A 12686-nucleotide genomic window follows, 5' to 3' on the forward strand; every position below is an offset into this window, starting at 1 on the left:
CGCGCTGCTTTCCGTCTCCGCGCACGCTATGAAACTCAAAAACCAGAACCTCGAAGAACTGGTTGCCGAAGCCGATAGCATTCTTATCGGCCAGGTTGTCAGTGTCACCGATGGCTTCCAGAACAGTGCCCCGTTTACCGAAGTGACCATTCGTGTCGGTAGCGATGCCAAGGGCAAAGTGAAAGACGACACTGAATACACCTTCCGCCAGTTTGGTTTGATCAAGCCGCGCTCCATGGGCAACGGCAAGGTTTATCTCGGCGTTACCCCGGAAGGCTTCGCCAAGTGGAACCAAGGCGAGCAGGTTGTGGCCTTCATGTACAAAAAAGCCGAAATGACCGGCTTTCAGACCACCACCGGTATGGCGCAGGGCAAATTTATCGTGAGTAACGATAAGGCCACCAACGGGTTCAACAACCACGGCCTGTTCGAGGGCATGGACACCTCCGCCCTATCCGCCGAAGAACAGAACATGATTACCAATCCTGGCTCCATGAGCGCAGCCACTTTTGTGGGCCTGGTTGGCAAGTTGGTTGAGGAGAGCAAATAATGAAAATGAAAAAGCTCAATATCGCGATGGCGTTGGCCCTCGCTTCCGCCGGTGCACAGGCCGGTGGCCCGCTGTACATTCACGAACCGACCATGCAGCCCTACAAATGGGATACTTCCAAGGGTGACATCCCGGTCTACACCGACGGTGGTCCGATGACACCGACCGCAGACGGTGGTCAGGTACAGGCATTTACCGTGAATTATGACGGTAATGTTTTCCTGACTATCGAACAGGCGAATGCGGTTACCGCGAAAGCGATCGCCGAGTGGTCCAATGTAGAAACCTCCACCCTGAGTATGACCATTCAGGGCACCATCGAAGAACAGACCGGCATTGCCGACGTCAATGAAACCAATGTTGGTGAAATTTACGCGAAAGAAAACGGCTACGGTTTCTGGGTCAATTACGACACCGATGGCCAGATTCTCGAGCAGTATTTCGGTGTACCGAAAGACCAGGTGCTCGGCATTGCTTTCCCCGAGTGGGCCGACGAAGAGACCGGTGAAATTACCGAAGCCACCGCGCTGATGAACGGCTGGTTTGTGGATATCAGTGATACCGAAGGGGAAAAAGTTGCCGGCGTATTCACCCACGAATTCGGCCATGCGATGAACATGTCCCACTCCCAGGCCAACGGTCACTTCAGCTATATGGCGGCGGCCTACCGTCCCTACTACGATGGCGTTCCGGGCTGTGACACTGCGACTTTGTTCAACGGTGCGCAGCGTCCTTCCGAGGACACCATCGAAACCATGTTCCCGTTCATCAATGTGCGCGGGGAAGCGGGACGTCAGCAGTCGACCATCAGCGTACGCGATGACATCGTCAATATTTCCGACCTGTATCCGACCGATGCTTACAAATCCGAGTACGGTTCCATCACTGGCAAGCTGTACCTGAAAGACGGCGTCAGCGAATACTCCGGCATCAACATGGTGGCGCGGAACATCGACAACCCGATGTACGACGTGATTACCCAGCAGTCCGGTAACCTGACCCAGGGTATGGTCGGTCCGGACGGTACCTTCACCATCAATGGCCTGCAGCCGGGTGCACGTTACGTGCTGTATACCGACACCATCAAGGCTGGCGGTTACCCCACTGCCCCGACCGCCATTGTTTCCCAGGCCGAGTACTGGAATGACGGTGAGAGTGCCAACCCTGGTGAAGACCGCGCGTGCAACTTCACCCCGATCACCGTACAGGCGGGTGAAACCAAGCAGACTGATATGTACTTCAACGGCTATCAGGATGGCATCCAGTACACCCCACTGGTGCAGGCATTCGTGACCGATCTTGCCAAGAATGGTAAGAAAGCCCTAGGTACCGTGGGCAACGGTATCCCGTTCGTGTATGACTCGGTACAAAAATCCTTTGCCCTGCACCCGAATACCGATGTGCGCAGCAACGGCGGTCGCATGAACAAAAACGCCACCAAGGCGGCGATCACTGCAGACCTGGATGGCAATGGCATCAAAGAGCCGGCGACGTGGGACCTGGTCAGCAACAAGCTGAAGCCTATGCAGGACCTGAACGGCAACACCTGTGGTGGATCCGGTAGTAACGGCACCCAATCCGCCGCCGTGTGGGACATGGATGACAGCGGCGAAGTCATAGTGGGACTCGGCTACAAAGATGTCGATGGCGATGGCGTATGCCAGCGCAATGGCGGCGGTGAAATGGTGCCGGTGAAGTGGGACAAGCACGGCAGCATTGAGGAGCTTCCTTACGACCTGCCAGGCTATGTACAGTGGGTGCGCGCTGATCGCGTTTCCGGTGATGGCAGCGTGATCACCGGGTCCAGCACCTACAAGCAGGTTGCCTGGGTCAATGGTGAATTCCGCGATATCTACAGCGAGTTTGGTGCCAAGAACGCCACGGCGATGACCGGTGATGGCGGCATCGTAGCGCTGGACACCGATACCGGCGTCAAGCTTTGGAACACCGCGACCGACGAACTGGAAGATATTGGCGGCCTGACCTGGTGTGAGGACATGGACTACAACCACTTCTTCCTTGGAAACCTATGTTCCAATCCGAGCTACGGGCCGGAATTCGTACAGAACTATTTTGGTCCCATTCAGGTTATGCCGACCGACATGAATGACGATGGCACGATGATCGTAGGTCGTGCCGGCTCATACTTTACCGGCTTTATTGGCGGTATCTATCTGAAAGGCATCGGCTGGATCAACACCCGTGACTTCTTCAAGAAGCAGGGTGTGGTGGAAGCGTCCCAGTTCCCGGTGGACAACCCGCTGTCGCTGAGCGCCAATGGTTCCGAGATGATGGGTAACCTCGCAGGTGCCACTATCACCTTCGACATCGATATGGACACCGCGTTTGTGTGTAAAGACGGTCAGGATCGCGAAGTCAGCTTCCCCAAGCAGCTGATTGCAGAGGTTAAGGGCGGCGCCGAATTCGGTCGCTGTGCCCACCTGAACGACTAACTATTCCTGCCCAATCCTTTCTTGTTAAGCCCGCCCTATGGCGGGCTTTTTTTATACCTGTGATTTTAATTTCGGTCTCGCCGGGCCATCATTGCGCTATCGATCGAACGGATCTTTCCTCGAGCTCAATTGGAACCATGAAGGCAGACATGACGAAAAATGGCGAGGTGCGAATCGGCCTGGCGCTGGGGAGTGGCGCAGCGAAAGGCTTCGCACACATTGGTGTTCTCCGGGTGCTGGATGAAATGGGGATCAAGCCCCATGTGATTGCTGGCACCTCGATGGGCGCTTTCGTGGGGGCCGCCTATTCCGCCGGTGCACTCGACAAGCTGGAAGAGTGGGTGCGGATGCTCGACAACTGGCGGGTATTTTCACTGCTGGATATCAACTGGTCACTGAGCGGCGGCGTGATTGGTGGTATCAAGCCATTTCGTGCATTTTTCGAGGATTTCGACTTCGAAAATATTGAAGATCTTCCCCTGCCGTTCACCGCCGTGGCAACCGACCTGCACAGCGGCCAGGAAATCTGGTTGCAGCGGGGCAATCTGCAGGATGCCGTCAGTGCCTCCTGTTCCATACCGGGGCTGCTCTCACCCAAGGCCCTTTCCGGACGCTGGCTGGTCGACGGTGCCGTGGTCAATCCGGTTCCGGTCGACGTTTGTCGGGCCATGGGCGCAACCACGGTAATTGCGGTGGATGTGACCGAAGATACCGCACCGCTGTTGGAGCGGGAGCACGGTGAGGTGAGAAAAGTCGTCAGTGAGAAGTCTTCCCGTGCCGACGAGCGCGTACTTGAAGTGGAAAGTGAACAGATAGCGCGGGCAGAAACGGACGGCGATCGTAAAGAGCACAGCTTTGCCGATGGCTTCTCCAAACTGGTTGAGCAGGGCCGGGAGCAACTCAACCATTTGCGCAGTCGCCGCGACGCAAAAGCGGCGCCTCCCGGCATGTTCGATACCATGCGTCGCGCCATGGAAATACTTGAGCGTCGCCACAAACGCACTCGTATGATGGGCGCACCGCCGGATGTATTGATCCTGCCGAAAGTCGGCGATATCGGTGGTAATGAATATGCGCGGGCTGCGGAAGCGATCGAACTGGGTGAGAAAGAAGCCCGTCGCCTGCGCACCTGGATTGAAGATATGGTTGCCCATGCCTGACGCTCTCGTGGTACCGCTTCGCCTCGCAGCTTCGTTTCTGGTGTTAATACTGGTAACGACTGCGACAGGGGCCACCGGCGCAGCTGCCAGCGAGTGGCACCAGTACCAGTCGGAAAACTTTACGGTCTATTCCGATGTACCAGAGCGCCGGGTGAATAGCCTGATGCGAGATCTGGAGCGCTTCCGTCGCGCTGCCCTCTCTTTTACCGGACAGGAAGAAACACCGGAGAACAACAAGCTCCGGGTGTTCCACTTCCGGAACTCCCGCGAGTTTGAAAAATTTACCGGCGACCGCAAGATTGCGGGTCTGTACCGGGAAACCTGGGAGGGACCTGTGATCTTTTCCCGCGATGGCGACCACGGTATTTCCGGATCTGGACTGATTTTCCACGAATATGTGCACCACCTGATGCGCGAGCGCAGCGGCTTGACCTATCCCCGCTGGTATTCCGAGGGGTTCGCGGAATTGCTCGCCAGCGCCGAGTTGCGAAAGGAAACGGTGCTGGTGGGCGGACTCCCGGAGTGGCGATTGAGTGCCTGGGCGGCGGATGAGCCTCTCACCATTGAACAGCTGTTGTCCCCGCCACCACTTGCGGCCGGTACGGGTGAGGATAACAGTCGCTACTGGAACAATTACTACGCCAGCGCTTGGTTGCTTACCCACTATCTGCAGCTGGGACATAACGCCGGTCACCCGGACTATCGGGCTGCCACACAAAGTTATCTGCAGGCGGTGGCTGCCGGCGATAACCCCTTTGCGGTTTTCGAGGAACATTTCGGCAAACCGGTTACCGAACTGCAGCGTGAGATGCTTGCCTATATGCGCGACGATTTTCACCGTTACAAGTTGGATATTCCCGAATACACCTACTCCATACCGAGGCGCACCCTGACCGAAAACGAGCGCCTGTTCCTGCTCGCCAGCGAAGCAATGGACTTCGATAAGCCAAAACTGGCGATGGACTACTTGAAGCAGAGCGAGCAACAAGGAATTGGCTGGCAAGAAAATCGCACCGCCATGGCTGTGATCGACGCGCGGGATAAAAAGTACAAGCTTGGTGAGAGGGTCGCCAAGGAGATTGGCGAATACGGGCAGATCAGCCACCTGACGGCCGCCAACCTTGCCGAGTACTACCTGCTGCGTTTGCAGGCGCTATCGCTCACCCGCGAGTGGGATGACGACTTTTATGAAATGGCGGTGAAGTACGGAAAAATCGCCGTGCAGATGGGGCCGGACTATCTTCCCGGTTACCGCACCCTGTGGACTGCATTTCAGCTGAACGGAAAAACTGAAGAGGCGTTGCAGATCATGCAGAGTGCCTATCACCAGGAGCCCAACCACCTGAACATGAATGCAGCGATCGGCTTTTATCTCGCACATCTGGGCAGAGATGCGCTGGCGAGGGAATATCTGGAGCGGGTAGTGGCCTGGAGCCACTCTGCAGAACTCCGCTCCAGGGCGGAATCGCTTCTTCAGGGCAGGCAGTAACCTTAGTAATCCTCTATTAACCTTCCAGTAACCCTTCAATAACCCTCCCGCACCACACCGAATAAAAAAGCCCGCGGTAAAAACCGCGGGCTTTTCTATGCATTAAACGAGACGCCAGGCCATCAGTGCACCCAGTGGTGTCGCTCCTGCTTCTCCTGAATGGCTTCCGCGGTCGGCGTCGGCATGGCGCTCACCGGTAACCGCTCGTGGAAGAACGCCAGGCGCTCATCGCCGTCCACCGTATTCATGGTCGCGGCGTCGAACACCTTGCCGTTGATCACCGTGTACTGGATGTTCTCGGACAAGCGCAGGTTTTCCAGCGGGTTGCCGTCTACCACAATGATGTCCGCCAGTTTTCCGGGTTCCAGGCTGCCCAGGTCTTTATCCATACCCAGGTAGCGGGCACCGTCGATGGTGCCGGCACGGAAGGCTTCCCACGGGGTGAAACCGCCCTGCTCCATCATCCACAACTCCCAGTGGGCACCGAGGCCTTCGCGCTGGCCGTGGGCACCGATATGCACGGTAACGCCCTTGTCGCGCAGCTGCTTGGCGTGGTGGGCCACATTGAAATGGTTGTAGTGGTGATCCGGCGCGCGCTCGCGGCGGATGGAGCGCGGGTTCACGATAAAGTCCGGGGTGAAACGGGTCAGGCGCTCGTTTTTCCACACTTCGGTGTGGTCGTACCAGTAGTACTCACCGGTGAGACCACCGTAGGCCACCACAAAGGTCGGGGTGTAACCGACATTGGTCTGGCCCCAAAGCTGCTGCACGTCGGAGTATATATTGGCGATCGGCAGCGAGTGCTCCACACCGGTGTGACCGTCCACGATCATGTTCATGTTGTGCTGGTATTTACCGCCACCTTCCGGCACCACCATGATGCCGTGCTTGCGGCCCGCTTCCAGTACCTGCTGGCGCTGTTCCCGTCTTGGCTGGTTGTAGCTTTTCACCGAGATAGCGCCCATTTCCTTCAGGCGGCTCACATGAAAATCCGCGTCTTCCAGGCTGTTGATCTTGGCCCGGTAGCCTGGGCCCTTGGCGCCGTAAAGGATGGTACCGGTGGAGTAGATGCGCGGGCCATTGATCACGCCCGCCTTCTGCATTTCAGAAGCGGAGAAAATCTCGCTGCTGTCGTTGGACGGGTCGTGAATGGTGGTTACTCCGAACGCCAGGCTGGAATACAGGTTCCAGTTCTGCTGCGGGATGATCTCCTCGCGCCCCTGGGCGCCGTGGGCGTGAGCGTCGATCAGGCCGGGCAATACGGTTTTGTCGGTGACATCGATACGCTGGGTGCCAACGGGGATTTCCACTTCACTGGCCGTGCCCACCGCAACAATGCGGTTGCCGCGGAACAGTACCACGCCGTTTTCGATCACTTCCTGCGCCTGTTCGGCATCGCGCATGGTCACCACGGTGCCGCCGGTCAGCGCCACCAGTTTGTCGGAGTGGGCGAATTTTTGCTTGAAGCCGAGGTCGATCCCTTCGCTCACCGGCTCCGGCAGCTGCTCCGGTGCGCCGGCGACAAAATCAAACGCATCCTTCAAGGCGCGTTCATACAGTTTCGGACCGTGGGCCCAGCCCAGGGTGTTGCTGTCGGCGGACCAGTGCAGGTTTTCGCCGGCGCGCGCCGAAACCTGGGTTACCTTCACCGCGGAGGCCTTGGGGCCGATGGATTCGGATTTGCCGGTGTGCATAAAGGGCGCGGCGTAGGCTTTGAAATCCTGGGTAAAGGCGACCCAGCGGCCGTCCGGGGACAGGCGGAAGGAGGTGATTTCTGCACCGTGCAGGTGTTCGCGCTCGTCCTTGCCGTTGGCATCGACGCTCTTGAACACCCGCTTGCCACCGTCTTCGTAGACGAAATCAGAGAAGTAGATGCGTTCACCGTCTGCGCCGAAGTGCGGCTCGTAACCGGACTTGGCGATGCGACGCTGCCAGTCACCGTCGGCGTCGGCCAGGTAAATGCCCGGCTCGAGGGAGTACTCGGGGCTCAGCAGGTAACCGCCGGTAAAGCGACGGAAAGTCACCTGCTCACCATCGGGAGAAAAACTGGGCTCCACGTACAGGCCCGGTTCTTTGGTGATGTTCTTGCCGCGGCCATTGCGCGCGGATACCACACGCACCTGGCCGAGCTTTTCATCGTCCCAGGTGACATAGGTGATCTGCTTGCCGTCGCGGGACCAGCTGGGGTAGAACTCGAAGTACTCCTCCTGGCGGGTCAGTCGGCGACGTTCGCCACTGTTCACGTCCTGAACGTAGATTTTACCCAGGGCCTGGAAGGCGATCTGCTTGCCGTCCGGGGACTTCTGCGCCCAGCGGATCATCTTCACATCGAACTGCTCCGGTGCCACATCCACCGGGAAGCGCACCGCGTCCGCTACCTGTTTGTCGGTTTTGACGTGGGCGACGATCTCGCGCGCGCCGCTATCCAGGCTGCGGCCATCGGCGGCGATGCGCAGGAACTTGCCCTTGCTCCACACGATCAGGGATTTGCCGTCCGGCATCCAGTCGTACTGCACATAGTTGCCGTGGGAACCAAAGGTCTCCTGCAGGTCGCGCTCCAGCTCGGAATAGATCGGGGTTTCCAGGCCGGTGGTCAGGTCTTTCACGAACAGCGAGGTGTTGAAATCCTGGCGGCGGATAAATGCCAGTTTCTTGCCATCCGGCGATGGCATCGGGGAAATGGAACCGCCGGGGCCGGACACGAAGGTCTCGTCCTTGCCGTCATTCAGGTCGTAGCGGTTGATGGCAAAGATCTGCTGGGTGGAGTTTTTGTTGTAGTGCCACACGGTACCCGGCGTGGTATCGATGGTGTAGTAAATGTAGCGGCCATCCGGTGAGAACACCGCGTCGGAAATGTTTTTCTGCGCGATATCGCCGCCCAGGCGCGCCTTGATCTGGCGACCCTCACCACCACCGTAGTGGTACATCCAGATTTCACCGGCGGGAATACTGCGGCCACTCATAAAGCCCTTGCGCGCCACCAGATACTGGCCGTCCGGGCTGAAACTGGGTGCGTGCACCAGGTTTTCGCGCTCGGTGGTGAGCTGGCGCAGGTTTTCGCCATTGCGATCCATGATCCACACGTTGTCGGCGCCGTCGCGGTCGCTCACAAACACAATGGATTTGCCATCGGGGCTGAAGCGCGGCTGGGTGTTCCAGGCGATTTCGTTGGTGATGGATTTGGCGTCACCACCGTCCACTGGCATCTCGTAGATATCCCCCAGCATGTCGAAAATGATGGTTTTACCATCCGGGCTGATGTCCAGGTTGCTCCAGGTCGTCTCGCGGGTGTCCAGGGGGATGGACTTGAACTCGTAAGGCGGTTTGTTGACGTCCCACTTGTCCGACTCCTTCTTGGCCTCCTCGGCAGCTGCGGCCAGTGGCAGAGTCAGGGCGAGGCCGGCACCACCGATCAGGCGTGCGAGCTTGGTGACTTTGGTTCTTATCATTTGGGGCTCCTGGGTTACTGGAGTTGTCTCTAGGTGCGCAACGGCCCGATAAGGCGGCGTTGTATTAAATTTGACTGTTACGCCAAATTACCGCAATTGCGGCAAAAGACAATCAAACTGCGCCGAATGGGAGAAAACTCGGGATATCCGGCCGCAACCGGATTTTTGCCTGCCGAGGGCTGTCGCCACATGGCGGTACGTCGCTGAAGACACTGACTAGACTGGAGTTAAGGGAGCCGCAATCGGGCCCTTTCCCAATAGCGGACCACCACTGCGTACCATCTATGAGCCATCACAAGGATCACGCCCGCCCCAAGAGTGATCGTCAGATTCTCTCGGAGCAGATGGATGAGAGCCTGCGGGAGTACCAGCGCGACAACAAGGCGCTGATTCTCTCGTCGATGGCAGCGGGGATGGAAATTGGTTTCAGTATTTTCCTGATTGCCGCGTTTTACAGCCACTTCCATGCCAGTGTTTCCCACCAGCTGTTATACCTGCTGACGGCGTTGAGCTATCCGGTGGGGTTCATGCTGGTAATCATCGGCCGCTCGGATCTGTTTACCGAGCACACCACCCTTGCAATCCTTCCGGTGTTGGACGGCCGCAAGGAGCCGCGCCAGCTGCTGCGGGTCTGGGGACTGATTTACTTCGGAAACCTGGTGGGTGCGGCGCTGTTCAGTGTGCTGTTCGTACAATTTGTGGATATGACCGACCGATTCGATGAATCGGTATTTGGCTACTACGGGCACAAGATGATCGCCGATGGCGTGGGCGGGCAGTTCCTGGGGGCGATTTTCGCCGGCTGGCTGATGGGGTTGCTGGCGTGGATGGTGACCTCATCCACCGAGACCATGAGCCGGATTACTGCGGTGGCGATTATCACCTTCGTGATCGGTCTCGGTGGCTTGCCCCACTGTATTGCCGGCGCCGTGGGCATGTTCTGTGCCTGGTTTGCCAAGAACACCACCGTGGGATGGGCGGAAGTGTTTCAGTTCCTTGCAGTGGCAACAGTGGGCAACACCATTGGGGGCTCGATATTTGTGGGGCGGATGAAGTACAGCTTTACCGCTAAACATAATGGCCAATAGGGCTAAACCCTCAGCCGATGTAAGTCGCATCGGTGGTGAATACCACATCAAACTCCTGTTCGGCGACAAACTCCGCCATCCGCTCGGTGATCAACTCCCGCCACACGTCCGCCTGTTCGATGCTGGCTGCGTACCGGTCTTCATCGATCAAAATACGCGCGTGCAGGTAAATCGAGCGACCGGTCTTGGTGATGCTGAGAGACCAGTCCCTTCCCGGAATGTCGTGCATGGCATCGCGAAAGGCGCGCCGGATGGTCCGCTGGACACCGATCGGGGGTGCCGCCAGCAGCACTTCCAGCAGGTTGCGATACAGAATGCGAATCGGTACCGGCAGCATCAAAATCACCATGGCGATGACCATCCACGAATCCACAAACGGCAGCCAATCCCCCAGTGCATCGCCGAATTGCCAAACCAGGGTGAAGGCGATCAGCACCACGCCACTGAGTACGCCGTCCATCATCCAGGCAAAAGAGTCCACTTCGATCAGGGACGAACCTGTTTGTTTGGCAATCCGGCGCAGCACCAGATAAACGGCGAGACAGCCGGTGCTGGCGATGGCGGCATAGATTGTTGCCCTCCCTGCATCCAGGGTGCGTCCGCCCTGATACAGGGCCGCTACGGCGGAAGACAGTGCCATCAGCATTACTCCAACGATCACCATGCTTTGCAGCACATTGAAGGCCGGCTCGAAACTGGCATAGCCGAATGGAAAGCGCCGGTCGGCACTGCGCCGGATCAGCTTTGACACAATCAGCATGATCAGTGACATAACGAAACTGACCAGAGAAAAGACCCCGTCGAGAAAGATCGCCGCCGACCCGGTCCAGTGCGCAAAGCCGAACCCCAGCGCTGCCATAAACAGACAGCCCGAGATCGAAAGCCAAAGCCCCCTTGCTTCCATGGGTAGAAACTTCCTCTATAGGTTCCGTATCGGGTTTCGATGTAGTGAATGGGGAATTCTAGCGGGAAATAGCCGCCGCTTCTCGGGGCCTACTTGTGATGGCGCGGCTAAGTAGCCACAATTCGCGGCCATTCTTCGGTAAATCGCTGTCCCACCTGGAATCATTATGGCCATTGATATTGTCATCCTCGCTGCCGGCAAAGGCACCCGCATGTGCTCCGAATTACCCAAGGTACTGCACCCCATCGGTGGTGTACCCATGTTGGGGCGGGTCATCGCGTCGGCCAGGGCGCTGGGAGATGTGGCGATTACGGTGGTGATTGGCCACGGTGCCGAGCTGATCCGCGAGCGCTTCGCGGGCAGCGGCGTCACCTTTGTCGAGCAGACCGAGCAGCTGGGTACCGGCCACGCTGTGGCCCAGGCGATCCCCAATTTCCGTGAGGATGCGACGGTACTGGTGCTTTACGGCGATGTTCCCCTGGTAAAAACGGCCACCCTGCAGGCGTTGCTGGAAGCCTCCGCCGGCGGCCCGGCCCTGCTGTCAGTCTTGATGGACGACCCCTCCGGCTACGGCCGCATCGTGCGCGACGCCACCGGCCAGGTGCAGGCCATTGTGGAGCAGAAGGATGCCGATGCGGAGACCCTGACGATCACTGAAATCAACACCGGTATCCTCGCCGCTCCCGGCAACCTGCTGGCGCAATGGCTGCCGGAACTCTCCAACGACAACGCCCAGGGTGAGTACTACCTAACCGACGTAATCGCACGCTCTGTGGGTGAAAACATCGCGGTTACCGGGGTGATCGCCGACGATCCCAACGAGGTGGCCGGTGTGAACAGCCGTGCCCAGCAGGCGGAACTGGAGCGTGCGCTGCAGGCAGATAACGCCAATGCCCTGATGGCGGCCGGCGTTACCCTGCTGGATCCAGCGCGGGTCGATGTGCGCGGATCCCTGAGCTGCGGTGCCGATGTGTCTATCGATATCAATTGTATTTTTGAGGGCGAGGTTTCCCTTGGCGATGGCGTCAAGATCGGGCCGAACTGCCTGCTGAAAAACTGTCAGCTGGCCGCGGGCACCCTGGTGGAAGCCAACTCCATCATTGAAGATGCCAGTGTCGGCGAAGCCTGCACCATCGGTCCCTTTGCGCGTCTGCGTCCGGGCACCGAGCTGGCCAACGGGGCCAAAGTCGGCAACTTTGTCGAAACCAAAAAGGCGAAGATCGGCCTCGGCAGCAAGGTGAACCACCTGTCTTATATCGGTGACGCGGAAGTGGGTGACGGCGTCAATATTGGCGCGGGCACCATTACCTGCAATTACGACGGCGTGAACAAATCCAAAACGGTCATTGGCGATGGCGCTTTTATCGGCTCCAACTCCGCGCTGGTGGCGCCGGTGAACATTGGCGCCGGCGCGACCGTTGGTGCCGGGTCCACCATTACCCGCGAAGTGAGTGCTGACGAACTGGCCGTCGCTCGCGGCAAGCAGCGCAATATCGCTGGCTGGCAGCGCCCCGTTAAGAAGTCCTAGAAGTTCGACCTACCTGAGGACACTGGCACCGGGGAACCCCGGTAACTGCCAGCTGCCGCCGACTA

At 58.2% G+C, this 12686-nt stretch carries 8 protein-coding genes; 6 read left to right on the forward strand and 2 right to left on the reverse strand.

All coding sequences use genetic code 11. The annotated features are described in order from the left end of the window. The first annotated feature begins 28 nt into the window (after positions 1–28). The 4 genes from GRX76_RS02660 (at position 29) to GRX76_RS02675 (ending at position 5652) form a co-directional block, all read left to right on the forward strand. Positions 29–550 carry a hypothetical protein gene (locus GRX76_RS02660; protein WP_201276891.1) on the forward strand — a complete coding sequence of 174 codons (522 nt, stop codon included), beginning with the start codon at positions 29–31 and terminating at the stop codon, positions 548–550. After that, complete coding sequence (locus tag GRX76_RS02665) at positions 550–3003, forward strand: hypothetical protein (protein ID WP_160151887.1); 2454 nt, start codon at positions 550–552, stop codon at positions 3001–3003. Before GRX76_RS02660 ends, GRX76_RS02665 begins: the two co-directional genes overlap by 1 nt. Before the next feature lie 149 nt (positions 3004–3152). Continuing rightward, positions 3153–4163: a patatin-like phospholipase family protein gene (locus tag GRX76_RS02670; RefSeq protein WP_160151888.1), complete on the forward strand. Its 1011-nt coding sequence runs from the start codon at positions 3153–3155 to the stop codon at positions 4161–4163. Next, on the forward strand, positions 4156–5652 hold the full coding sequence (locus tag GRX76_RS02675; protein WP_160151889.1) for a lipopolysaccharide assembly protein LapB: 1497 nt from the start codon (positions 4156–4158) through the stop codon (positions 5650–5652). The genes GRX76_RS02670 and GRX76_RS02675 overlap by 8 nt, the downstream gene beginning before the upstream one ends. Positions 5653–5774: 122 nt before the next feature. Here the strand turns inward: GRX76_RS02675 and GRX76_RS02680 are convergent, their stop codons facing one another. Then, positions 5775–9101, reverse strand: a complete 3327-nt coding sequence (locus tag GRX76_RS02680) for an amidohydrolase family protein (RefSeq protein WP_160151890.1) — start codon at positions 9099–9101, stop codon at positions 5775–5777. A 284-nt stretch (positions 9102–9385) separates the two neighbouring features. Here GRX76_RS02680 and GRX76_RS02685 point away from each other — a divergent pair, with 284 nt between their 5' ends. Further along, positions 9386–10189 carry a formate/nitrite transporter family protein gene (locus GRX76_RS02685; protein WP_160151891.1) on the forward strand — a complete coding sequence of 268 codons (804 nt, stop codon included), beginning with the start codon at positions 9386–9388 and terminating at the stop codon, positions 10187–10189. A 10-nt stretch (positions 10190–10199) separates the two neighbouring features. On the opposite strand, the gene GRX76_RS02690 is transcribed toward GRX76_RS02685, so the two are convergent. Beyond that, the gene (locus GRX76_RS02690; protein ID WP_160151892.1) at positions 10200–11093 is read right to left on the reverse strand and encodes a cation diffusion facilitator family transporter; all 894 of its coding nucleotides are present in this window, start codon (positions 11091–11093) and stop codon (positions 10200–10202) included. Positions 11094–11259: 166 nt separating this feature from the next. Between GRX76_RS02690 and glmU the strand changes: the two genes are divergently transcribed. After that, entirely contained in the window at positions 11260–12621 is a 1362-nt protein-coding gene (glmU, locus tag GRX76_RS02695) for a bifunctional UDP-N-acetylglucosamine diphosphorylase/glucosamine-1-phosphate N-acetyltransferase GlmU (RefSeq protein WP_160151893.1), read from the forward strand. Positions 12622–12686: the final 65 nt, after the last annotated feature.

The organism is Microbulbifer sp. ALW1 (genome assembly GCF_009903625.1).
GTDB lineage: Bacteria > Pseudomonadota > Gammaproteobacteria > Pseudomonadales > Cellvibrionaceae > Microbulbifer.

Coding starts and splice junctions, on each gene's coding strand:
- GRX76_RS02680 (WP_160151890.1), bottom strand. CDS start 9,101: ATGATAAGAACCAAAGTCACCAAGCTCGCACGCCTGATCGGTGGTGCC.
- glmU (WP_160151893.1), top strand. CDS start 11,260: ATGGCCATTGATATTGTCATCCTCGCTGCCGGCAAAGGCACCCGCATG.
- GRX76_RS02670 (WP_160151888.1), top strand. CDS start 3,153: ATGACGAAAAATGGCGAGGTGCGAATCGGCCTGGCGCTGGGGAGTGGC.
- GRX76_RS02685 (WP_160151891.1), top strand. CDS start 9,386: ATGAGCCATCACAAGGATCACGCCCGCCCCAAGAGTGATCGTCAGATT.
- GRX76_RS02690 (WP_160151892.1), bottom strand. CDS start 11,093: ATGGAAGCAAGGGGGCTTTGGCTTTCGATCTCGGGCTGTCTGTTTATG.
- GRX76_RS02660 (WP_201276891.1), top strand. CDS start 29: ATGAAACTCAAAAACCAGAACCTCGAAGAACTGGTTGCCGAAGCCGAT.
- GRX76_RS02665 (WP_160151887.1), top strand. CDS start 550: ATGAAAATGAAAAAGCTCAATATCGCGATGGCGTTGGCCCTCGCTTCC.
- GRX76_RS02675 (WP_160151889.1), top strand. CDS start 4,156: ATGCCTGACGCTCTCGTGGTACCGCTTCGCCTCGCAGCTTCGTTTCTG.